Origin of the sequence: Tunturibacter psychrotolerans (assembly GCF_040359615.1) — a bacterium.
Lineage (GTDB): Bacteria > Acidobacteriota > Terriglobia > Terriglobales > Acidobacteriaceae > Edaphobacter > Edaphobacter psychrotolerans.
The window spans coordinates 3326127-3350122 of the sequence record NZ_CP132942.1; the positions used below are offsets into that span (position 1 = coordinate 3326127).

At 58.1% G+C, this 23996-nt stretch carries 17 protein-coding genes; 9 read left to right on the plus strand and 8 right to left on the minus strand.

The window, feature by feature from the left end; genetic code table 11:
* Window positions 1-117: 117 nt before the first annotated feature.
* Window positions 118-1050: a mechanosensitive ion channel family protein gene (locus RBB77_RS13780; protein WP_353062321.1), complete on the minus strand. Its 933-nt coding sequence runs from the start codon at window positions 1048-1050 to the stop codon at window positions 118-120.
* Between the two features lie 115 nt (window positions 1051-1165).
* Here RBB77_RS13780 and RBB77_RS13785 point away from each other — a divergent pair, with 115 nt between their 5' ends.
* Window positions 1166-1516, plus strand: coding sequence for a hypothetical protein (locus tag RBB77_RS13785; RefSeq protein ID WP_353062322.1), 351 nt, complete (start codon window positions 1166-1168; stop codon window positions 1514-1516).
* A 49-nt stretch (window positions 1517-1565) separates the two neighbouring features.
* Here the strand turns inward: RBB77_RS13785 and RBB77_RS13790 are convergent, their stop codons facing one another.
* Complete coding sequence (locus RBB77_RS13790; RefSeq protein ID WP_353062323.1) at window positions 1566-3257, minus strand: S8 family peptidase; 1692 nt, start codon at window positions 3255-3257, stop codon at window positions 1566-1568.
* Window positions 3258-3473: 216 nt separating this feature from the next.
* On the opposite strand from RBB77_RS13790, the gene RBB77_RS13795 reads away from it, so the two are divergent.
* From RBB77_RS13795 to RBB77_RS13810, 4 genes are all read left to right on the plus strand, one after another.
* Window positions 3474-5780, plus strand: coding sequence for a sodium-translocating pyrophosphatase (locus tag RBB77_RS13795; RefSeq protein WP_353062324.1), 2307 nt, complete (start codon window positions 3474-3476; stop codon window positions 5778-5780).
* 183 nt (window positions 5781-5963) lie between these two features.
* Window positions 5964-8150, plus strand: coding sequence for an alpha-ketoacid dehydrogenase subunit alpha/beta (locus RBB77_RS13800; RefSeq protein WP_353062325.1), 2187 nt, complete (start codon window positions 5964-5966; stop codon window positions 8148-8150).
* A 150-nt stretch (window positions 8151-8300) separates the two neighbouring features.
* Window positions 8301-10514 (plus strand): DUF1800 domain-containing protein, encoded by a 2214-nt coding sequence (locus RBB77_RS13805; RefSeq protein WP_353062326.1) that lies wholly within the window; start codon window positions 8301-8303, stop codon window positions 10512-10514.
* 130 nt (window positions 10515-10644) lie between these two features.
* Window positions 10645-11961, plus strand: coding sequence for a DUF1501 domain-containing protein (locus RBB77_RS13810; RefSeq protein WP_353062327.1), 1317 nt, complete (start codon window positions 10645-10647; stop codon window positions 11959-11961).
* Window positions 11962-12223: 262 nt separating this feature from the next.
* Here RBB77_RS13810 and RBB77_RS13815 read toward each other — a convergent pair whose 3' ends face one another.
* Window positions 12224-12622: a DoxX family protein gene (locus tag RBB77_RS13815; RefSeq protein ID WP_353062328.1), complete on the minus strand. Its 399-nt coding sequence runs from the start codon at window positions 12620-12622 to the stop codon at window positions 12224-12226.
* A 52-nt stretch (window positions 12623-12674) separates the two neighbouring features.
* Window positions 12675-13604, minus strand: a complete 930-nt coding sequence (locus RBB77_RS13820) for an alpha/beta hydrolase (RefSeq protein WP_353062329.1) — start codon at window positions 13602-13604, stop codon at window positions 12675-12677.
* Between the two features lie 98 nt (window positions 13605-13702).
* On the opposite strand from RBB77_RS13820, the gene RBB77_RS13825 reads away from it, so the two are divergent.
* The 3 genes from RBB77_RS13825 to carB all read left to right on the plus strand — a co-directional run bounded on the left by RBB77_RS13825 (window position 13703) and on the right by carB (window position 18937).
* Entirely contained in the window at window positions 13703-14014 is a 312-nt protein-coding gene (locus RBB77_RS13825; protein ID WP_353062330.1) for a Rieske (2Fe-2S) protein, read from the plus strand.
* Window positions 14015-14409: 395 nt separating this feature from the next.
* Window positions 14410-15549: a glutamine-hydrolyzing carbamoyl-phosphate synthase small subunit gene (gene carA, locus RBB77_RS13830; protein ID WP_353062331.1), complete on the plus strand. Its 1140-nt coding sequence runs from the start codon at window positions 14410-14412 to the stop codon at window positions 15547-15549.
* A gap of 73 nt (window positions 15550-15622) precedes the next feature.
* Window positions 15623-18937, plus strand: coding sequence for a carbamoyl-phosphate synthase large subunit (gene carB, locus RBB77_RS13835; RefSeq protein WP_353062332.1), 3315 nt, complete (start codon window positions 15623-15625; stop codon window positions 18935-18937).
* 26 nt (window positions 18938-18963) lie between these two features.
* On the opposite strand, the gene RBB77_RS13840 is transcribed toward carB, so the two are convergent.
* The gene (locus tag RBB77_RS13840; protein WP_353062333.1) at window positions 18964-19449 is read right to left on the minus strand and encodes a hypothetical protein; all 486 of its coding nucleotides are present in this window, start codon (window positions 19447-19449) and stop codon (window positions 18964-18966) included.
* 123 nt (window positions 19450-19572) lie between these two features.
* Between RBB77_RS13840 and RBB77_RS13845 the strand changes: the two genes are divergently transcribed.
* Window positions 19573-20637 carry a dihydrodipicolinate synthase family protein gene (locus tag RBB77_RS13845; protein ID WP_353062334.1) on the plus strand — a complete coding sequence of 355 codons (1065 nt, stop codon included), beginning with the start codon at window positions 19573-19575 and terminating at the stop codon, window positions 20635-20637.
* A 3-nt stretch (window positions 20638-20640) separates the two neighbouring features.
* On the opposite strand, the gene RBB77_RS13850 is transcribed toward RBB77_RS13845, so the two are convergent.
* From RBB77_RS13850 to RBB77_RS13860, 3 genes are all read right to left on the minus strand, one after another.
* Entirely contained in the window at window positions 20641-21624 is a 984-nt protein-coding gene (locus RBB77_RS13850) for a tetratricopeptide repeat protein (RefSeq protein ID WP_353062335.1), read from the minus strand.
* Between the two features lie 141 nt (window positions 21625-21765).
* A complete protein-coding gene (locus RBB77_RS13855; protein WP_434557118.1) occupies window positions 21766-22521 on the minus strand; it encodes an OmpA family protein in 756 nt (251 codons plus the stop codon).
* Window positions 22522-22607: 86 nt separating this feature from the next.
* On the minus strand, window positions 22608-23978 hold the full coding sequence (locus tag RBB77_RS13860; RefSeq protein ID WP_353062337.1) for a translocation protein TolB: 1371 nt from the start codon (window positions 23976-23978) through the stop codon (window positions 22608-22610).
* Window positions 23979-23996: the final 18 nt, after the last annotated feature.

Genomic DNA, 23996 nt, shown 5'->3' on the forward strand with positions numbered 1-23996 from the left:
TCGGTCGTAGATACAAGAGCCGTTTGTAAATTGATGGTTACAGGCGATCCTGCGAGATGGGACGCCATGAACCGCTCGCATTGGCTCTGTTCGTTCGGCAGGCGGGTTGCCGAGGGTTCAGCCGCCAAATGGCTGTTGGGCGGGTGGAGCTGTCGGATTGGGGGCGCGGAGGATGAGCATGTTTGCGGGGTCGTTGCCGAGGGGGATGCCCTCCTTTTCAAAGGCGAGGATGATGCGGCGTCGCAGCTCGCGGAGGACGCCATCGCGCTGATTGGCTCGGACGCGGATCTGGACGGGGTAGGTGACGGCGCGGCCTTCGATCTTGTCGACGCCGAGGATGACCGGGTCGGCGATGGCGATGTCTTTGAAGGCGGAGTCGTGGCGGACTTCGTTGGCGACTTTGCTGAGGAGAGTGATGACCTTGTCAGGATTGGCGCTGGCGTCGACCGAGACCTGGAGGGTGGCGACGGCGTAGTCGCGGGAGAGGTTGGAGACGGTGGCGATCTGGCTGTTGGGGATGATGTAGAGCGTGCCGTCGCCGTCGCGGACGGTGGTGCGGCGGAGGGAGAGGTCTTCGACGGTGCCCTTGAGACCGGCGAGCAGGACGACTTCGCCGACGTTGTACTGGTCTTCGACGAGGATGAAGAACCCGTTGATCATGTCTTTGAAGATGGATTGAGCGCCAAGGCCGACGCCGACGCCGATGATTCCGGCTGAGGCGAGGATGGGTTGGTAGGGGATGTCAAAGATGTTGAGGATTTGCAGAAAGGCGATGAACCCGAGAACACCATAGGAGGTGGCTCGCAAGATGGAGGCCATGGTGCGAAGCTGGGCGGCGCGATGGAAGTTGCCGATCTGATGGTCAGCCCGCGAACGCATCTTTTTGACGAAGAAGAGAACGACACGCTGGAGAAGGAAGATGATTAGGAGGACGGCGACGATCTTAGGCAGTTTGTACTGCAGAAAGAACAAGATGTCGTTATGCCAGTCTCGTCCGATGGTATCCATGATGGTATCGTCTTGCGGGGCCATGGTGAGAAGGAGCATCATTACGGCGTCTCGCTTTCGGGGAAGAAAAATGCTGTGACCAGAATGCGTCAGCTGTTTGTAAGATGCAATGGAGACAGGGACTGAGACACTGCGGAGATTGGGGAATGCTATGAGGATGCTTCGATTAACGGTGGTTGGGGCGGTTTTAGCCGGGATGGCTTTAGGAAACGTAAGTGGGGGCCAGCTTCAGCAGATTCAGAGCCAGCACTATCCTGGTCAGGTTCATCAACCGGGGGATCTGGATCCGAACACTGACCCACGTCGTCTGGAGCAGCAGGAAGAGGCCCGGAGCACAGAACGGCAGAAACGGCTGGTGGCGGATACCGATAAGCTGCTGGCGCTGGCGACGGATCTGAAACAGCAGGTGGATAAGACAAATAAAAATATTTTGTCAGTCGATGTGATCAAGAAGGCAGATGAGATCGAAAAGCTGGCCCATAGTGTCAAAGAACGGATGAAGGGTTAGGCGTAAGTATCAGAAATGTAGTGATTTATTTTGAGGGAGATGGCGGGGACTATTGTGGGCTGGGCTGGGTGAGAGCCGCTGCGGCGTTTATCAGTGGGATGGAGAGGCCGGGGAGGGTGGCGGCTGAGTTTCGCATGGCGGTGACAACGGTTGCTGCGCTCCAGTCGGGGTGCGCGGCACGGAGAAGAGCGGCGACTCCGGCGGCGAGGGGGGCGGAGGCACTGGTGCCCATTGCCTGCACGTAGGCGGTGTGGCCGAGACTGAAGCAGCCATAGCTGTGAGAGGAGTCGGCGGGGAGGCCGTCGATGGTGTTGGGGAGGCCTGAGCTGCAGGCGCCCTGAATCCAGCCGCTGACGCCAGTGTCGGGGCCGTCGGGGTAGCTGCCGCCGGGTGCAGCAAGGGCGTTGAGGGGGGCTCCGTAGTTGCTGTAGTAGGCGAGTGAAACTGGGCCTGGCGTGCAGGTGGCGCCGGGGGCGGTGTTCTGGGCGCAGGCGGGGTTGGTGGAGGCAGCGATGGCCAGGACGCCGCGTGACTGGGCGGGAAGCTCGACATAGCGGGGATTGGAGAGGTCGATACCGTCGTTGCCCCCGGAGGCGATGAGGACGATGTTGGCCTGGGCGGCGGCGTAGGTGATCTGGTTGAAGGCGGCGAGGAGTCCGGCTCCGTCTCCGGTCGTGAGATCGGCGACCGCGCCGACGGAGAGGGAGATGACGTCGGCGCGGTTGGTCACGGCATCTTCGATGCCCTGCATGACCCAGCTGAGGAGGCCGCTGGCTTCGCCCGCTTCGCACTGGTCGTTGGGATTGGTGTCTCCGGTGATGGAGGCGGGCATGCGCTGAAGCGCTTTGATGTTGAGGATAGTCGCCTGAGGTGCGACGCCGATGATCTTGCCGGTTCCGGGACCGATGGCTCCGGCGGCGAGGGATGCGGTCCAGGTGCCGTGGCCCTGCTGGTCCTGGGGGCTGCCGTCGTCGCAGGCGCTGGGGTAGGCGGTCTGGTCGACTTCGGTGAGGTTGAGAGCCAGGTTAGAGGCGAGATCGGGATGGGATTGGTCGACTCCGCTGTCGATGACGGCGATGCGGATGCCTTTGCCCATGGTGGTGTCCCACGGACCGTGGGCAGGGCCGCCGGCAACGTTGTTTCCGTAGCCACCGACCTGCTGGACGGCCCAGCCCTGTGGGGTGGAGGTGTAGTAGGTGTCGTAAGACGGCGGCGGGGGAGGGGGTGGCGGCGGGAGAGTGATTGGAGCGGTGGAGACGATGGGGCCGTGGGTTGGGAGTCTACCAATGACCGGAGAGTTTGGGGTGAGAGGCTCTGCCCCGCTGTTGACGTCGGCGGCTTTGATCGCGACGGGCTTGAGGCGTAGACGAAGCGCGGTGATGATCCGATCGTGGAGGACGTAGCTTACGTTGGGCTGGGCGGAGAGGAGGCGGAGAGTGGTGGCGTCGTCCTGCGAGGGGGGAGACTGTACGGCGGCGATGCCGAGGTGTTCGTTACGTTGGGTAAGGCGAGTGCCAGCGGAGACCAGGTGGGCCTCAGCGTCGGCGGGGATGGTTCCATTGCGATAGAGGACGATGTAGCGGTGAGGAGCGACGCTGGTGGTGTCGATTTGCGCGGCGGCGAGTGGGGGAAGAAGTGGGAGAAAGAGAGCGGCCAGGCGCGAGATGCTTCGGCATAGCGGACGTGTACTGACCGTTCGGAGACTCGACTTTGCGAGAGCGGATTTGATGAGAACGGACACGCTGCACCTCGTTGTTGCGCTGAGTTATGCATCGGCGCCGCGAGAATTTGCATTAGTGCCAGTACAGTTGTGTGCTATTACTTTGGTCTGTCGCTTGAGCGAAATCTGACTGATCCTGCTCGATTAACGGATAGATTGACCCTGTTTGATCGCACGTGCTCTAATTGCCGCCTTTGTGAAGCTAGTTGAAAGTTTGCGTTCTAAGGAGACCTTTGCATGGTTGGAGTAAGTTTTTTGGCGATGGCCGTTCAGCAGGTTCCCTATGCCCCTGCGGTTGTCGACGGTAGCGATGGACGAGTCTATCTGTGGATTGCTCTAGGAGTTGGGGTACTGGCGCTGGTGGCAGCCTTGATGCTGGCACGTGCAGTGATTGCTTCCGATACCGGGACGCCGGAGATGCAGGCGATCTCGAATGCGATTCGCGAGGGGGCGGAGGCGTTTTTGCGGCGCCAATACAAGACCATTGGTGCAATCGCCGTGGTGTTGGCGGTGGTGGTGTTTGTGGGATACAAGGCTTCGCCGAGGACCTCGCCTTACGCGCTGAAGACGGTGGTGAGTTTTCTGGTGGGGGCGGTTTGCTCGGGACTGGCGGGCTTTACGGGGATGTATTGCTCGATTCGGGCGAACATACGGACGGCTTCGGCGGCTCGGACTAGTTTGAATAAGGCGCTGCAGATGGCGCTGCGCGGCGGTGCGGTGACGGGGTTGGTGGTGGTGGCGCTTTCATTGCTGGGCGTGGGGTTGTTGTTCCTGTTTTTTGGGGGATTGGAGCATCCGCAGGCGGTGCCGTATCAGTTGGTGGGCTTTGGGTTTGGAGCTTCGCTGGTGGCGCTATTTGCACAGCTTGGCGGAGGAATTTATACGAAGGCCGCAGACGTTGGTGCGGACCTGGTGGGCAAGGTGGAGGCAGGGATTCCTGAGGACGATCCACGGAACCCGGCTGTGATCGCGGACCTGGTGGGAGACAATGTTGGCGACTGCGCGGGTCGTGGTGCGGACTTGTTTGAGTCGACGGCGGCGGAGAATGTGGGCGCGATGATTCTGGGCGCTGCGCTGTATCCGGTGTTTGGCGTGAAGGGGATCCTGTTTCCGCTGATCGTGCATGCGATCAATTTGATTGCAAGCATTGTTGGTGTGTTTGTGGTGAAGACGCGTGAGGATGAGGATCCCATGCACGCGTTGAATAAGGGATTTTATGTGACCTCGGCATTGGCGCTGGCTGGATTTGCCGGGGCGGTTTATACGATGTTGAATGGGCCGCAGGTGCAGCCGATCTGGCTGCTTGGCTGCGGCGTGATTGGGCTGGTGACGGCGTTTCTGTTTGTTTGGATTACGGAGTACTACACGGAGGCGATCTATCGTCCGGTGAAGTCGATCGTTGAGGCTTCGGTGACGGGGCCGGCGACGAACATCATCAGCGGATTGGCTGTGGGGATGGAGACGCCGGCGATGCCGGTGGTGGTGATCTCGGCGGCGTTGTTGCTGAGCTACTACTTCGGCGTGCAGGGGTTGGCCGGTGTGGCGGGGATCAGCGACTATGCCAAGGGTATCTACGGAACGGCAATTGCGACGATGGGAATGTTGAGCTGCGCGGCTTACATTCTGGCGATGGATACGTTTGGGCCGATTACGGATAATGCGGGCGGGATCATCGAGATGTCGAATCAGCCGCATGAGATTCGCGACCGGACGGACAAGCTGGACTCGGCGGGGAATACGACGAAGGCGCTGACGAAGGGGTATGCGATCGGATCGGCTTCGCTGGCTGCGTTTCTTCTGTTCTCAGCGTACCTGGAGGAGATTAAGACAATTGTAACCGATAAGGTTGCACTTGCTGGTGGCTATATGCCGGTGGGATGGAGCTTTACGAATATCAACCTGGCGCAGGTGCCGGTGTTTGTGGGCGCGCTGCTGGGTGCGATGTTGACTTACCTGTTCAGTTCGCTGGCGATCAAGGCGGTGGGGCGAACGGCGCAGATGGTGGTGAAAGATGTGCGCGATCAGTTCAAGGAGAATCCGGGGATTATGCTGGGGACTTCGAAGCCGGACTATGCGCGCTGCGTGAACATCGTTACTGGCGCGGCGTTGAAGGAGATGGTGGTGCCGGGACTGCTGGCGGTTGGTTTGCCGGTGGTGGTGGGTTTGATCTTCCGGCATTTCAGCGCGAGCTATCAGGCTAGCTCTGCGTTGTATGCGCCAGGGGCGATTCTGCCGGTGCCGGCTATTGGTGGAGTTCCTGTGAATCTGGCTGGAGCGGAGGCTGTGGCTGGGTTGCTGATGGTCGGAACTATTTCTGGCGTGTTGCTGGCGATGTTGATGAACAATGGCGGCGGCGCGTGGGACAACGCGAAGAAGTTTATCGAGACGGGGCAGTATGGGGGAAAGAAGTCGGAGGCGCATAAGGCGGCAGTGGTGGGCGATACGGTTGGAGATCCATTCAAGGACACCGCCGGGCCGAGCCTGCATGTGCTGATCAAGTTACTGGCTACGATTACGCTGGTGCTTGCGCCGTTGTTTGTCTAGCGGCGGTGAGGATGAAGACGGGTAGCCTTCGGGTTGCCCGTTTTTCTGTGGATTTTTCTTGCAAGTGAGTGGTTGGAAAGGATCGTGAAGCAGAGCCAGGGATGGCGGCTTCCCGGTACAATCTTGTCTGCAGCTGTGTTGAGCTGCGGTTTCTGAAGATGGTTTCAACGTAAAGGATGGCGTATGGCAAGACAGTCTGGATCCAGTGTGCAGGAGAGCAAAAAGGTGGCAGCAAGCGTGGCGGAGAGTTCGCTGACGCGCGAGCAGTTGGTGGAGTTCTATCGACTGATGTATCTGTCGCGGCGCACGGATGATCGCGAGATTGTTTTGAAGCGGCAGCAGAAGATTTTTTTTCAGATCTCTTGTGCGGGGCATGAGGCGCTGCTGGTTGCTGCGGGTATGGCGCTGAAGCCTGGGTATGACTGGTTTTTTCCTTACTATCGGGATCGGGCGATTTGCTTGACGCTGGGCAACACGGTGGAGGAGCAGTTGCTGCAAGCTGTGGGTGCAGCGGATGACACGGCGAGCGGCGGCCGGCAGATGCCTTCGCACTGGTCGAGCAGAAAGTTGAATATTGTTTCGCCTTCTTCGTCGACTGCTACTCAGTGTCTGCACGCAGTTGGATGCGCGGAAGCCGGAAGATTTTTCACGAAGCATCCCGAAGCTGCGAAGAAGCATGATGGGGACTATCGCGAATTTAAGGATGTGAAGTTCCATGGCGATGAAGTTGTTTATGTTTCGATCGGTGAGGGTTCGACGAGTCAGGGAGAGTTCTGGGAGTCGTTGAATACGGCTTCGAATGGGAAGCTGCCAGTGTTGTATGTGGTCGAAGACAACGGGTATGCGATCTCGACGCCGGTGGAGGTGAATACACCAGGAGGAAACATCTCGAAGCTGGTGGCGAATTTTCCCAACTTTCACTTTGCGGAGATTGATGGGACCGATCCGATTGCGAGTTATAAGGCGATGGTGGAGGCGGTGGCTTATTGCCGGTCGGGTAAAGGGCCTGCGCTGGTGCATGGGCATGTCATTCGGCCTTATTCGCACTCGCTGAGCGATGATGAGAGGCTGTACCGGTCGGTAGAGGAGTTGGACGCGGATGCAGCGCGGGATCCGATTTCGCGGATGCAGATGTGGCTACTGCGCGAGGGGATTCTGGATGCAGATGGGATCAACAAGCTGGAGCGGCAGGTGGATGAAGAGGTGCAGCGGGCGGCCGATCGTGCGGTGATGGCGACGCTGCCGACTGTCGCTTCGATTACGAAACATGTTTATTCCGAGGATTTGAGTTCGCAGGATATGCGGTTTGCGACGGAGCCGAAGCCGACGGCGGATGCGACGGAGCGGACGATGGCGGACCTGATCAACTGCTGTCTGAAGGACGAGATGCGGCGGGATGAGCGAGTGGTGGTGTTTGGCGAGGATGTGGCCGATGCTACTCGCGATGGAGCGCTGCGGGCGGGAAAGATCAAGGGCAAGGGCGGAGTGTTCAAGCTGACGGCGGGACTGCAGACGGAGTTTGGCAGTGATCGCTGCTGGAATTCACCGCTGGCCGAGGCGAATATTACGGGCCGTGCGATTGGGATGGCGGTGCGTGGGATGAAGCCGGTGGTGGAGATTCAGTTCTTCGACTACATCTGGCCGGCGATGCACCAGATGCGCAATGAGCTTTCGTTGGTGCGGTGGCGTTCGAATGGCGACTTCAGTTGCCCGCTGGTGATGCGAGTGCCGATTGGCGGTTATCTGACGGGTGGGTCGATCTATCATTCCCAGTCGGGTGAGAGCATCTTTACGCATACGCCGGGGGTGCGGGTAGTGATGCCGTCGAATGCTCTGGACGCAATTGGACTGCTGCGGACGGCGATTCGTTGCGACGATCCGGTGTTGTTTCTCGAGCACAAGCGGCTGTATCGCGAGACGTTTGGGAGGGCGGCTTATCCAGGGCCGGACTATTGCATTCCGTTTGGGAAGGCGAAGATTGTCCGGCCGGGGAAGGATGTGACCGTGTTGACGTATGGTGCGGTCGTGCCACGGGCGCTGCAGGCGGCACAGAAGCTGCATCGCGATAAAGGTGTGGATGTCGAGCTGATCGATCTGCGGAGCCTGACTCCTTATGACTGGGAGGCGATTGCGGAGAGCGTGAAGAAGACCAACCGCGTGATCGTGGCGCATGAGGATATGTTGAGCTGGGGGTATGGTGCGGAGATCGCGGCGCGGATCGGGGATGAACTGTTTCATGATCTCGATGCTCCGGTAAGACGCGTGGCAGCGATGGATACGTTTGTTGCGTATCAGCCGTTGTTGGAGGATGCGATTTTGCCGCAGCCTGAGGATTTGTATCGGGCGATGGCAGAGTTGGCAGCGTTTTAACACTGCTTTCGCGCGGGGAAGACTGCGGCGGCTTGGGTGGGAGAGATTTTTTTCGCAACTGCTCGGTGGGGTTGGTGTCTTTGATTGCAGATGTCAATTTGTGACTGGCCAGACCGTGTGACTTCGGTCGGGACACAGTGAGGAGTTGTGATGCGATCGGGATGGAAACCTGCCGGACTTTTTTTCGATGGCACTCGGATTTTGATTTCGGGCGTGTTGTGTGTGTTGATGGTGGAGCAGCCGATGGTGGCGGCTGCGGCTTCGAAGAAGGCTGTGGTGCCTGCGGTGCAGCAGATTCAGGCAGACCAGCGGGTCCTGCACGCGCTAAACCGATTTACCTTCGGGCCACGGCCGGGCGATGTAGCGGCGGTGCAGGCGGTTGGGGTGAAGGCTTGGTTTGAGCGGCAGTTGAATCCGTTGAGCATCGATGATTCTGCGCTGGAAGCTCGGCTGGAGATGTTTCCGGCGATGCAGATGGAGCAGGCCGAGTTGATGCAGCGATATCCGAGCCCGGCGGTGTTGCGGCAGATGATTGCGAAGAACGAGCCGCTCCCGAACGATCCTGTGGAACATGCGATCTATGCGGATCAGATTGCGTTTTATAAGGTGGCAAAGGCAAAGAAGGAGGCCGAGCAGGCTGCGGCGGGTAAGAACGATGATGGAATGGCCGTGGCGAGCGATGGCTCGATGGCGAAGAGTGCGGAGGAGATAAAGAGCAACGCGGCGTTGCCAGGGGATGGGGTGGATCCGGCGACGCCGGCGATGGCTACGCACGAGGAGCAGTTTTATTCGGGGTTGGATGCGGTGAAGGTGATTAATCTGCCGCCGGACCAGAGGATGCAGCGGATTCTGGCGATGCCGCCGGAGGAGTTGGTGCGGTTTCGGAAGAGTTTGAGCAGGAGTGAGCTGTTGGTGGCCGCGGGGGGTCTGTCGCCGATGCAGCGCGAGACGCTAGCTGCACTGCAGGGTTCGCCGCGAATGGTTGGGGCGGAGTTGCTCGAGACGCGGATGCTTCGGGACATCTATAGCGAACGGCGGTTGGAGGCGGTGATGACCGACTTCTGGCTGAATCACTTCAATGTGTATCTCAAGAAGAATCAAACTGAGCCGTTTTTGTTGCCCGCCTACGAACGGGATGTGATTCGTCCGCATGCGCTGGGTAAATTTGAGGATTTGCTGGTGGCGACGGCGAAGAGCCCGGCGATGTTGATGTACCTGGACAACTGGCAGAGCATTGGGCCGGATTCGATGGCGGCGAAGAATGGCGGGAAGTTTGCGAAGGTTGTAACGAACCCTCAGGTGAAGCAGGCGCTGAAAGACCGCGGGCTGAATGAGAATTACGCAAGGGAGTTGATGGAGCTGCATACGTTGGGTGTGCAGTGCGAGGCGAGCGCGGATCGTCCGATGAGAATGCTGGATAGGACGTGTGGGCGCGGTTATACGCAGCAGGATGTGACGCAGGTGGCTGAGGTTCTGACGGGTTGGACGATTGATCAGCCGAATCGGAGTGGGACGTACCGGTTTGAAGAACGGCGTCATGAACCGGGTTCGAAGACGGTACTTGGGAAGAAGATTGGGGAGAGTGGTGAGGCTGAGGGGCTGGAGGTGCTGCATATGTTGGCGACCAGTCCGGCTACGGCCCAGTTTATTTCGACGAAGCTGGCGGTGCGGTTTGTGAGCGATACTCCTCCGCTGGCGTTGGTGGATCGGATGGCGAAGGCATATCTCTCGAGTGGTGGAGATATCAAAACTGTGTTGCGGACAATGTTCGATTCGCCGGAGTTCTGGTCGCCGGAGGTTTACAGGGCTAAGGTGAAGACGCCGGAGGAGTTTGTGGTGTCGGCCGTGCGTGCGAGCGGGGCGGAGGTGACGACGGCGATTCCGCTGTTCCAGGCGCTTGAGAAGCTGGGGATGCCGTTGTACGGGATGCAGACACCGAATGGGTATAGCTGGATGGCGGAGCCGTGGGTGAACTCGGGGGATCTGGTGAACCGGATGAACTTTGCGGTGTCGTTGAGCAATGATCGCGTTGTTGGGGTGGAGACGGATTGGGCGCGGTTGCTTAGGGAGTCGGGGTCTTTGTCTGCTGGAGTCTCTGCTGCTGAGAAAGAGAGGAAGCTGGAAGCTGTGTTGCTTGGCCAAGCGGTGAGCGATCGCACGAGGGATACGGTGTTGGCGCAGTTTCAGGATCAAGCGATGCAACAGCAGGCGGAGAAGAGTTTTGGAATCAAAGCAAATGAGCAGGAGCCAATGGCGCAGGTGTTGAACGCCAGTTCGCCGAAGCGGGTACGGCCGCCGTTTGATCGAGAGGCTGCGGGGATTGCCGGTTTGTTGCTGGGTTCACCGGAGTTTCAGAGGCGTTAGAGAGTTGAAACCTGGTTCTCGCTCAGCCTTTTGGTAAGTGAATTGAGTCGTTTCGATTTGGCAACTTCTCGGATGTGGATGCGTTTGTAAGTACAGGCGACGCAAACGGCTGGGCAGAGAGAGGTCTAAGATGGCGAACATGAAGAATATGGCGGATCAGAGCGACTGGGGATGCGATCTTCATGGGCGGGACGCAGCACGACGTGGAGTGACGCGGCGTGGGTTTATGAAGGGTGGGGCACTTGCGCTGATCGGGACTTCAACGATTCCCGCGTTTTTGTCGCGGAGCGTTCTGGCCGAGGTGACGACTGCTGCGGCGAATAAGAAGAAGCTTGTTGTTCTGTTTCAGCGAGGCGCGGTGGATGGGTTGAACGTTGTAGTGCCCTACAAGGAGAAGAACTACTATGCGATGCGGCCTTCGATCGCGATTCAGGAGAAGGACGTTCTGGATTTGAATGGATTTTTTGGTCTGCATCCAGCGATGACCGCGTTCAAGCCGCTGTATGAGCAAGGGCATCTCGCGATTGTGCAGGCGGCGGGATCGCCTGATACTACGCGGTCGCACTTCGATGCGCAGGATTATATGGAGAGCGGTACGCCTGGTGTGAAGACTACGGAGGATGGATGGTTGAATCGCGCGCTGCAGGCGGAGAGTTTGACGGGGAAGCCGTCGGCGTTTCGTGCGGTGGCGCTGGGGACCCAGGTGCCGAGAACGCTGCAGGGAAAGATTCCGGCGATTGCGTTAAATAATCTGGCGGATTTTTCTGTCGCTGGAAAGGGACCGCAGACCTCGCCGATCAGCAATGCGTTTCAGGCGATGTATGACGAGAGCTCGGATGCGGTGCTGCATGGGACCGGACAGGAGACCTTTGAGGCGGTGAAGATGCTGAAGTCTGCGGACCCATCCAGATATCAACCGGCGGCTGGAGCGGTTTATCCGAATACTCCGTTTGGGAATAGTTTGAAGCAGGTGGCGCAATTGATGAAGGCGAACCTGGGAGTGGAGGCTGCATTCTCCGACATCGGAGGTTGGGATACGCACCAGAACCAGGGGAACGTGAATGGGCAGCTGGCGAATCGACTGAAGGAGTTCTCGGAGACGATTGCGGCGTTCTGGAAGGATATGGGAGACGACGCGGAGAACGTGACGCTGGTGACGATGTCGGAGTTTGGGAGAACAGCACGGCAGAATGGAACCGGTGGTACCGACCATGGACATGCGAATGTGATGTTTGTGCTCGGCGGCAGGGTGAAGGGGGGCAGGGTTTATGGGAAGTGGCCCGGGCTTGCGGAGGAGCAATTGAACGAAGGAAGGGATCTGACGGTGACGACGGACTTCCGGCGGGTGTTGGGTGAGGCGGCGTACAAAACTCTTGGCGCGAAAAATCTTGAGTTGATGTTTCCGGGAGCGCAGGTTCGTCCGAGTGATTTTTTGAACTTCTCGTAGACTTGAAAGGCGCGAATGTATCCTGCGCGTCACTCTTCTGTTTATGGAATGTAAAAATGAATGGGATACAAAATAGTGGAAAAAAGGCGGCAACTTTTCTTTCGATACTGCGTCTTATTGGATGTAACACATAAACAGTCGGGCTAGCAGTTCCCACAGTTCCGGCTTCCCATATCCGCAACAAAAGAACTCCCCCACCACAATGTAAGGCTCCCAGAATACCGGGAGCCTTCACTCCTTTAGCTGCTTCTTCTGGTATTGATCAGGCGAATCCGATCTTGCGATCGAGGGCCATCGCTCCGGCGCCGTAAAAGAAGAGCATGATGGCCAGGACGGCGAGGGCGAGGATGTAGCCGTAGAAATCGAAGTCGTGATGGATGCCGACGGTGGCAAAGGCTACCAGCATATTGACTCCAATCAAAAACGCAATCAGCCGGGTGAATAGGCCCAAAACGAGGAGAATGCCGCCGACAAATTCGGTGTAGGCGGAGACGTATCCGAGCCAGTAAGGTAGGCCGAGAGTGGTGACGTAGTGAGCGTAGTGGTGCAGGGCGCTGACTGGGTGAACCTTCTCATACCCGAAGACCGTCATGGAGACGCCGAGGATCAGACGCATGAGAAGCGCGCCAATAGGTTGCAGGCTGTTAAGCCATTTCGTCATAAAAAATCCTTTTGAAAAGGGTATCGCGGAGGAGTGGAGGGCGACGTGGATCTTAGCGGACGGGTGCCGCGGAAGGTACGAGTTGGGGAGAGGATGCGGGGAGATATTGATCGAGAAAGCGGGTGAGGCTTTGATTGAAGAGAGGGTCGGAGAGGGTGGAGAGCTCTACAGTGACTTTTGGATCGGCGGCGGTGCGGTAGCTTTGGTCGGTGGCAGAGGTGCGGGAGAGGAGAAGCTTTAAGGTTTTGAGGGTGGCGAGGGGCGTGGCGAGGGGGAAGTTTTCGTGGAAGAGAAGGCTGAGTGGGATAAGGCGGGATCGGGTGTCGTGCTGGGCCAGTTCAAGGAGATCAGCATGGGGGGCGTCGAGGATTAGGGCGGGAATTTTCGAGTGATCGACCGCGAGTTGAGTGGCGAGAGAGGCTCCGACGCCAGTTCCGTAGGGGATGATTTGTTGCTCGGGGATGGCGCGGGAGTTCGTGAGGTACTGCCAGGCGGAGTCAGCGTCGCGGGTCATATTTTGCTGGCTGGGTCGGGTTGAGGCGCTCTGGCCGTAGCCACGGTAGTCAAAGGCGAAGACGTTGAGGCCGATGTTGTGGAGGTTGGCGAGAAGAGTACTGGAGTCGGCGAGGGAGCCGTCTCCAGCGGGGAGGAAGAGGATGGTGGTGTTGGAATAGCGCGCGCCGGGAGAGGCCGGAATCCACCATCCGGTAAGCTGGGGAGTTGCGGATTCGTCCGGGTCGAAATGGATGAGTTGGTAGGGTATGCCTGCGATGGAGGCTGGAGCGGTTGAGGTGCGAGTGGGGTGTAGGACCAGCTGCCATTGGCCTTGATAGAAGAGCAGGCAAAAGGTTAGGTAGCCGCAGAGGAGAGCCACGACAATGGTGACCGCAATGGCTTTCACGAGCCAGACGGGGCTGACGACTTCAGGTGGAGCGCTGGTTGGCGGGGTGTGTTTGCTTGGCTTCGGAGTGGGGCGGGGCATGAGTCGGGCTTCTGTATCGACTTTAGCATTCGCGTCTGAGGTGGTGAGTCGTTTGGGCGGGAGTGAACCTCTAAGATGGAGATAGCGGAGGATTTCGAGTGGCGCAGTGGGTGAGGTTGTGTGGGTTGGCGGAGGCTCCGCCGGTGGGACGAGTGATGGAGGCCGAGGTCGAGGGTGTTGCGGTTTGCCTGGCGAATGTGAATGGGGAGTTATCGGCGCTGGATAACGTGTGTCCGCATCGGCAGGGGCCGCTTGGGCAGGGTTGGATTGAGGGTGAGGCGGTGGTTTGTCCGTGGCATTCGTGGGCGTTCCATGTGAAGACGGGATTGGCGGAGTATCCGGCGCATGAGCGGGTGGAGGTGTTTCCGCTGCGGGTGGAGGGTGGGGACGTTCTGGTGGACATCGAGTAACGGCCCGTTTGGGGAATCAAGGTCGGAACATCGACTTGATTGAGGAAAACTTTGTATGTCGGGCGAGGAATAACGGGTTACGCTGCCTTTTAGAGACACGCCATTCGAAAGGGTGGCTCATCGAGAGGGAGTTCTTCCATGAAGTTGCGTTCGTTGTTTCTTGCTGTAGTTGCTTTTGTCGTTCTTGCCGGTGCCGTAATACCTGCTAACGCTTCCACCTATCATCATCACCGTCATCACCACCATCATCACCACAGCTAGCGTTTGAATAGAATGTGAAAGAGCTCGGCCATTGTGCCGGGCTTTTTTGCGTGCGAAGGGATTTGCCTGGGATCAGCGTTTCGCAGCATAAATGCTGATAGAATCTATTAAATCCACTCCAGGCAGGAGAGGCAATGCAGGCAATACTGGCGCTAGAAGATGGGCGCGTTTTTCGGGGTAAGAGTTTTGGCGCGCGAGTGGAACGCTCGGGCGAGGTGGTCTTCAATACATCACTAACCGGCTATCAGGAGATCTTCACCGATCCCTCTTACGCGGGTCAGATCGTGGTTTTGACAAATCCACATATTGGGAACTATGGGACGACGCCAAGCGATGCGGAGTCGAAGAAGCCGTTTATTGAAGGCCTGGTGACGCGTGAGTTTTCGCCGATGAGCTCGAACTGGCGTTCGACGCAGGTGGCGGATGAGTATCTTGAGCGCTATGGGGTGCCGGTGATCGCTGAGATCGATACGCGAGCTGTGGTGCGGCATCTTCGGGCGAATGGCGTGATGCGTGGCGTGATTGCATCGGCAGAAAATCTTGACGTGGATGCGCTGGTGGCGAAGGCGCGGGCGATCAAGAAGATGGAAGGCACTGACCTCGCGAGCATCGTGAGTACGAAGGTTGCTTATGAGTGGGATTCGAATGAGCCGAAGAATCAGACGGGCGATACGCTGCTGACGCCTGCGGTTGAGGGCGATGCGAAGCAGATGCACGTGGTCGCGTATGACTTTGGGATCAAGGAAAATATTCTTCGAATGCTGACGCGGGAGAACTGCCGCGTGACGGTGGTTCCGGCGAAGACCTCGGCGAAAGATGTGCTGGCGATGGAGCCGGATGGCGTGTTCTTCTCGAATGGGCCGGGGGATCCGGAGCCGCTGGAATATGCGCAGGAGAATATTCGCGCGTTGCAGGGAAAAACTCCGATGTTCGGAATTTGCCTGGGGCATCAGCTGTTTGGGCTGGCGCTGGGCGGGAAGACTTATAAGTTGAAGTTCGGTCACCACGGTGGAAATCACCCGATCATGAATCATCAGACGGGGAAGGTTGAGATTACTGCGCAGAATCACAACTTCAATGTGGATCCTGATTCGCTCCCGGACGATGTGGAGAAGACGCATACGAACTTGAACGATCAGACGCTGGCGGGCCTGAAGCATAAGACTGATCCGATGTTCAGCGTGCAATACCATCCTGAGGCTAGCCCTGGGCCGCATGACTCGCACTATCTCTTCAAGGATTTTCGGAAGATGATGGAAGAGTTCAAAAAATAGAGATTAAATGGCGCGGCTTTGGTCGCGCATTTTTTCGGCACAAAGAGATTGAGTTAGAGGAAGAAGAGAAGAGATGCCGCGTAGGAATGACATTGCGAAGATTTTGGTGATCGGCTCGGGGCCGATTGTGATTGGACAGTCGGCGGAGTTTGACTACTCCGGGACGCAGGCTTGTAAGGCGCTGAAGGCCGAGGGGTATGAGGTAGTGCTGGTGAACTCGAACCCGGCGTCGATCATGACTGATCCTGAGGTTGCGGATAGAACTTACATTGAGCCGTTGAATGCGGCTTACCTAGAGGAGATTCTCCGCGTTGAGAAGGAGATGCTTGATCCGCATGGGTTGGGCACTAAGGGTAAGTTTGCGGTGCTTCCTACGGTGGGCGGGCAGACGGCGCTGAACCTTGCGGTGGATCTGGCGGACTCGGGCGTGCTGGATAAGTTTGGGATCGAGTTGATCGGGGCAAAGCTGGAAGCGATCAAAAAAGCAGAAGACCGGCTGCTGTTCAAGGACGCGATGACGAAGATCGGGCTTGATATGCCGCGGTCTGCGCTGATCAACAACCTTCGTGATGGGTTGGAGTTTGCAGCGAAGATTGGATTTCCGGTGGTGATTCGGCCTTCGTTTACGCTGGGTGGTTCGGGTGGCGGCATTGCTTACAACCGCGAGGAGTTGATGGAGATCCTTTCGCGCGGGCTCGATCTTTCTCCGGTGCATGAGTGTTTGCTTGAAGAGAGCGTGCTCGGTTGGAAGGAGTATGAGCTGGAGGTAGTGCGGGATCTAAAGGATAACGTCATCATCATCTGCTCGATTGAGAACTTTGACCCGATGGGCGTGCATACGGGTGACTCGATTACGGTGGCGCCTGCTCAGACGTTGACCGATCGCGAGTATCAGGCGATGCGGGATGCGGCGATTCGTGTGATTCGCGAGATTGGCGTGGAGACGGGCGGGAGCAATGTGCAGTTTGCGGTGAATCCGCTAAACGGGCGCATGACCGTGATCGAGATGAATCCGCGGGTTTCGCGGTCGTCGGCTCTGGCGAGTAAAGCTACTGGTTTTCCGATTGCGAAGATTGCGGCGCGGTTGGCTGTGGGCTACACGCTGGATGAGATTCAGAATGACATCACGAAGGCTACGCCGGCCTGCTTTGAGCCGACGATTGATTATGTCGTTGTGAAGATTCCGAAGTGGCAGTTTGAGAAGTTCCCTGGTGCGGATGAGGTTCTGGGGCCGCAGATGAAGTCGGTCGGCGAGGTGATGGCGATTGGCAGGACCTTCAAGGAAGCGATAATGAAGGCGGTGCGATCGCTCGAGACGGGCAAGAAGGCTACGGCCGATGACATTGAGCCGCGCCGATTGACGCAGCGGCTAGTGACTCCACATCCTGAACGGTTGAGTTACGTCCGATACGCGTTTGAGCGAGGAATGACGGTGCGTGAGGTTGCGCGCATGACGTCGATGGACCCGTGGTTTCTGTATCAGATCAAGCAGATTACGGACGAGATCAAGGCTGTTGGTGGCGTGCCGATGTCTGAGGTGACGGCGGAGCAGCTGCGTGCGGCGAAGCGGATGGGGATCTCGGATGAAAGGCTTGCGGCGAGTTGGGGTTTGACTGGCGCGGAGGGTACAGCCGCGGTGCGGGCGTTGCGGAAGAAGCTGAACGTGATGCCGGTGTACAAGATGGTGGATACGTGTGCGGGCGAGTTCGAGAGCTATACGCCGTATCTGTACAGCTGCTACGACGAAGAGGATGAGGCGCCGCCGACGAAGAAGAAGAAGATTCTGATTTTGGGGAGCGGGCCAAACCGGATCGGGCAGGGAATTGAGTTTGATTACTGCTGTTGCCATGCGGCGTTTGCTTTGCGCGAAGATGGGTACGAGACCATCATGGTGAACTGCAATCCGGAGACGGTGTCGACCGACTATGACACGAGCGACCGGCTGTACTTCGAGCCGCTGACGCTGGAAGACGTGCTAGGGGTGTATGAGCATGAGGCTTCTTCGGGTGCTGAGATTGGGATGATTGTGCAGTTTGGCGGACAGACTCCGCTGAACTTGTCGCTGCCGCTGAAGAAGGCAGGCGTCCCGATTATTGGGACATCTCCGGAGTCGATCGATCTCGCGGAGGATCGCAAGCGATTTGGGAAATTGATTGAGGAGTTGAAGATTCCGCAGCCTGAGGGCGCGATGGCGACGAGCGTCGAAGAGGCTGTGGCTGGCGCGAATCGTGTTGGTTACCCGGTGCTGGTGCGGCCTTCGTATGTGCTGGGCGGACGCGCGATGGTCATTGCCTATGACGATGATGCGATTGTGCGGTACATGTCGACTGCGATTGAGTACTCGCAAGAGAGGCCGGTGCTGATCGACCACTTTCTAGAAGACGCTATCGAGTGCGATGTGGATGCGCTGTGCGATGGCGATGATGTGGTGATCGCTGGGATCATGCAGCACATCGAAGAGGCGGGAATTCACTCTGGGGACTCGTCGTGCGTGCTGCCGGCGGTTGATTTGAGTGATGATGTGCTGCGTACGATTCGGGAAGATACGCGCAAGCTGGCGATGGCGTTGGGCGTGCGGGGCTTGGTGAATATTCAGTTTGCGATTCAACGGGGCACTGTGTACGTCATCGAAGTAAACCCTCGGGCTTCGCGGACGGTGCCTTATGTTTCGAAGGCGACAGGAATCCCTCTGGCGAAGGTTGCTTCGCGGATCATGGTGGGACGGAAGCTGAAAGAGTTGCTGCCAGAGCAAGTAGCGAGCCGAAAAGACCTGGAGACTGGCTCTCACTACTTTGTGAAGTCGCCGGTGTTTCCGTGGGGCAAGTTTCCGGGAGTCGATACGGTGCTTGGGCCGGAGATGAAGTCTACCGGTGAGGTGATGGGGGTCGCTGATAACTTTGGCGAGGCGTTTGCGAAGGCACAGATTGCGGCCGGGCAGGTGCTTCCGCTGCAGGGAACGGTGTTCCTGAGCGTCAACGATCATGACAAAGAAGGCGCGGTTTCGCTGGCACGGGAGTTTGTGGAGATGGGTTTCCACGTGGTGGCGACGCATGGGACGGCGATTGTGCTGGAGCAGGCTGGACTGCAGCCGGAGCGCGTCTACAAGGTGAAGGAGGGCCGCCCGAACGTCGTCGATCTGATCAAGGGAGATAGAATTCAGCTGATCGTGAATACGCCGCACGGGCAGGATACTTTCTTTGACGAGAAAGCAATCCGAAGGGCTGCGGTGATGGCGAGGATTCCGACGATTACGACGTTGGCGGCTGCGCGCGCTGCGGCCGATGGTATCTCCGCACTGCAGAAGGGTACATTGAGTGTCGTTGCGCTGCAGACGCTTCATGCGAACAGAATTGCGGGTGAAGTCAAAACGGCTGCTGCAGTGAAGTAGAGGTGGGCGGCTAGCCTAGCCGGATGCTAGTAGGGGTCGTGGGCTAGCCTTGCGCCGATGGCGTAGCCGATTGTGGAGAGGGGGAGCCAGGTGCCGATGAGGAGGCCGTCCCCGCCCATGAGACCGCTGCCGTGACGGAAGGTAAAAAAGGTGCGCCAGAGTTTGTCGACCGCTCCGCAGTTTTCGCAGAGGCCCTTGCCGGTTGGCAGATCGAGTACCCAGACGCAGACGATGGAAAATATGACCAGGCCCGAGATCCAGGTGTAAAGTGCAATATCGTTCCGTTGAACGCGAGCTATGATTGCACCGCCAAGCATGGGAATGAGGGCGGCCAGAAATGTCGTGAGCACCTTGGGCGTCGTTGAGTCGGGATCCGGGTGATTGAGTGAGACGGCTACGATAACGCCCACGAGCAATACGATGGCGATGAGTGTGTGGCTGAGAAACCAGAAGGCTTCGCGGCCGAGGTCACCGAGAGATTTGCCCTGCGAGATGTCTCGTCCGTTCGTCATGGGTACCAAAAGCTAGATTACTTCAACGGATGTTGTGATGAGACGGCCTGTTGTTACGTCTTTCGGGTGATGTGATTGGTGGCTTAATCGCATGGTTGAGCGATTCGCTTTTAGAATAGAGAGATGCTTCTCGATGGGCTTCAACTACCGCTGACTACGCCGTTTTATCCGGACGGACGCCTCAATCTACACAAGCTGGAACACAACGTAGCTCGTTACTCGAAGACTCCGGCCGCTGGGCTGGTCGCGTTGGGTGAGACAGGAGAGCCGACGCTGCTGTCGGAGGAAGAGACGCGGCATGTATTGCGGAGTTGCGCTGCAGCGGCTGCGGCGGAGAAGGTGCTGATTGCCGGAGTGTCGCGCGATAGCGTGGCGGGGACGCTGGAACTGGCGGAGTCGGCTGCCGAGTTTGGGTATGACGTGATGCTGATGAAGCGACCTTCGATACTTCGGGATAACGGTCGAGTGGAGCATAGGAAGGAGCTGCTTGCTTACTTTCAGGCTGTGGCTGATCGGTCGGCACTGCCGGTCCTGTTGTATAGCTCGGCTGCGGAGGATGGCGCGATGTTGCCCGCAGAGGTTGTGATCGAGCTTGCGGGGCATTCAAAGATTATCGGCATGCTGGAAGGTGGAGAGGGCCGCGAGCGAATTGAGACGATCAAAAGAGGCACCGCAAATTTCAAACGTGATGTAACGGTTACATCGGTTTTCTCTGCTGTGACCGGAAGGATGCTGAGCCGCAGCGAAGGCGCAGAGGCAAAAGACCTGATTCTGGCGACTGCGTTGACGGATAGTGGAGCTGCTGTGGCGACGCCATCGAAGACGGTAGCGAAGACACGAACGAAGGTGGTGGGATTCCAAATATTGGCCGGCACGACGGATGGGATGCTGGAATCGTTGCGAGGCGGCGGAGTGGGAGCGATGCCTGCGTTTGCAGCGGCGGCTCCACAGGCCTGCTACGAGGTGCTGGCGGCGTGGAAGGATGGAGACGAGGGGTTGGCGCAGGAGAAGCAGGAGCGACTGCGGGAGGTGGCAGCGAGGATCGAGCGACAGATGGGGGTCGCGGGGATCAAATTTGGGTGTGATTTGAATGGGTACTACGGAGGGATGCCGCGTCTGCCATTGTTGCCGCTTAGTGGGGATGAACGGGGTGAGGTTGAGGCTTTAATGCAGGGGATGCGGAACTAAGACTTAGTGTTTTGGTGTGACGGGGATTCCCATGCCGCTGAGTTTGCTGCGGGCCTGCATGGCTTCGGGCGAGTTGGGGAAGCGCTGGATGAGGGTGCGGAGTTCGCGGGTGCCGGCTTCGTTTTCTTTTAAGCTGAAGAGCGCCATGCCCTTGTGGAGATGGGAGACGGGGACCTTGTTGCTGTCCGGGTACTGCTCGAGAACAGCGTCGTAGGCCTTGATGGCCGCGGGGTATCGACCGTCCTTGAATTCGATCTCGGCCTGGTAGTAGAAGGAGTTTCCGGAGAGGGGGTTGTCGGGATAGTACTTGACGACGTCGCCGAACTCAGAGGATGCGAGGGGATATTTGGCGGCCATGTAATCGCCGAGTGCGGTCTTGTAGAGCTCATCGGCGGGAGGGACGGCGGGGCCGGGGGCTTCGGCTGCCTGTGGGATGCCGGCTGAGGGTTTACCTTTTTTCGTGGCAGGCGCCACGGTTGTTGGAGGCGGTGCTGTGGTCGGGGAAGTGGGTGGGAGTGTGGCTGAGCTAGTCGGCTGCGGCATGCCGGCACTCATGGACTGCTGTTGACTCTGGACATCCTGCATCAGCTTCTGGAGGGTCGCGATGCGGGCCTTGATTTCGTCGACGGAGTCGTTGAGAGACTGGATCTGACCGGAGACCTGATCGACCTTTCCGCTTTGCGCGTCCTGCTGGGTCTGTAGCTGCTTGCGCATCGCGTCGACGTTTGCTCCCATCTTGTTGATGGAGTCGGCGCTCTGTTGGATGAGGTCTTTCATGACTCCCATGCGCTCGTCGTTCGACTGTTGAAGACGGGCTACTGCGTCCTGCAGGGCCTGGATCTGGGTCTGCAGTTGCACCATGTCTTTGCTGACGGCAAAGGCTGCTGGCGCGGAGCAGAAGCTGACGGCCACAAGGAGAGCGGCAGACGCAAGATGGAACGTCGGTATGACGAACTTGCGGTGAAGAGTTTGCTCGGGTTTGATCATGGTAGAGCGCTCGGCTTTCTGTCTTCCGTCGACCCTCGCGCTGGATTGCGCGAGGACTAAAGAGTTGGGTCAGGTTAGCAGAAACCCCTGTCCTTGAATCAGGACAGGGGAAGGGTGATCTCGGGTTGCGTTTCGGTTGGGTTAGCGGTCGAGAGAGAATTGGCCGCGGCGATTTTGCTGCCAGCAGGTTTCATTGTCTTCGGTGCAGAACTGTTTTTCTTTGCCATAGCTGATGACGCGTAGGCGGCTCGCCTGGACGCCAGCATTGACTAGTGCGGTGCGAGCGGCGTTGGCGCGGTTTTCGCCGAGGGCGAGGTTGTACTCGGCCGAACCACGATCGTCGCAGTAGCCGCCAATAACGACCTTAATCGCGGGATGAACCGTGAGATAAGCAGCTGCCCTCGTTGTGGCGGTTACGGCGTCGGGACGGAGATCATAGCTGTCGTAGTCGAAGAAGACGTCCTGAACGTTCTCGTGGAAGGCGGCGTCACTGCCCATGTCGTTATCCGCGGGCGGGGGAGCGGGGGCAACCGGAACACGCACGGTTACGCGGACATTGGCTTCGGTGGTTCCGCCATCGCCTTTGGCGGTGAGATGGAAGTTTGTGGAGGTGGAGGGCGCAACCGTCTGGGTGCCGTTGATGGTCACGTCCCCGATACCGTCGATGGTGGCAGAGGTCGCGTTTTGCGTTCGCCAGTTGAGGACGACGGATTGACCGAGATCGATGGTAAGCGGGTCAGCAGTAATTGTGGCCGTAGGTGCGGGCGGCGGAGGAGCGGGGGCAGGACCGAGCGCGTTCGGATCGATGCCGCTGGCTTTCTTATGGCAGCCAGTAACGGCGCCAATGGAAATGAGAGTTGCTGCGATTACCAAGGTCTTGCGAATTCCTGCTTGCATTGCGTTCATTTTGATATCTCCTGCTAACGGTAAGGTTTCAAAGATCTAGTTGCCTGCGAAGTGGTTCCGCAGAGACGATAAACTTTTCATTTCCAACTCCAGTTGGGCATGTCTGCTCCAGCGCCTGTGAGTTCATGTTTCTGTGTGCCGTCGGCGAGCATGGTCATGATCTTCATGTGAGCGGCTTTGCCATCGGGTGAGTTCGCATAGACGATGTGACGCCCGTCGGGGGACCATGAGGGGAAGTCGCAACGGCCGCCATCGTGGGTGAGCTGGATCCAACGTTTCGTGGCGATCTCCATGACGTAGATGTCTTGTCCGCCGGGAGCTCCCGGGCCGTATTTACGATCCCAGGCGAAGGTGAGGAACTGTCCGTTGGGAGACCATGAGGGTGAAGTTGCGTAACCTCCGTCGGTCATACGCTGGACGTTGGAGCCGTCGATGTCCATGACGTAGAGCTGAGGAAGATTGGTGCGGCCACTGATCCAGGCGATCTGCGATCCAGTGCGTGGATTGAAGACGGGTGAGACATCGGGGCCGCGAAAGCTGGTGATGCGGCGTGGCAGGGTGCCGTTGGCGTCAGAGATCCAGATCTCGGGATCACCGCTGCGCGAAGAGGAGTAAGCAATGTCCTTGCCGTTGGGCGACCATGCGGGAGAGAGGTTGGTTCCACCCACAGAGGCGAAGTTGACCATGCGGTTGAGGACCAGGGAGTACATCCGGATCTGAAAGCCGTCGTGGCCGAGCGATGAGAATGCGAGGCGTGAGTTGTCCGGCGAGATGCGAGGGGAGATGGAGACTGTACCGAGATGAGTGATAGCGTGCTGGTTGGCGCCGTCGTAGTCCATCTGCCAGATCTCTTTGTTCGCGCCTGTGAGCTTGACGTAGAAGATCTTCGATTCGGCGATGCCCTGACTGCCTCCGCTGAGACGGAAGATAATCTCGTCGGCAAAGCGGTGTGCGATCTGGCGGGCAGAATCGTCGCTTGCGTCTTCGTTGTACTGCTTGGCGAGTACTTGCGGGTATTGGAGATTTTTCGCGTCGAAGAGGAAGCCGTTGCAGATGATCTTGCTGCCCTGAACGCTGAAGTTGCCGAAGGCAACCATCGCGGCGGAGGTTGGCGCGTCGGCCCACTGTTGAATTTTGATTTCTGCGGGGGCGCCTGGAATGGCTTGCGGCAGGAGACTTTTGGAGACGATGTCGAAGATGCCTGCGTTGCTGAGGTCTGCGAACAAGGTCGTGTCGAAGGTGTGTTTGAAGGCCGTGGTTTGGGGATCAGCGGATGTGGGCTTGAAGTCAGCGACGGCTATGCGAATGTTAGAGACACCGCTGGACGTCTCGGTCTTAAAGCCTTCTTGCGCATGCAGAGCGGAGGCGCCGGCAAGTAGGAGAAGAAGAGTTTCAAGACATCCAATGTAAGCGCGCCAAAGGAAGTTCGTTCGTTTCTGTCTAAGCATTCTGTTCCATGTTAGACG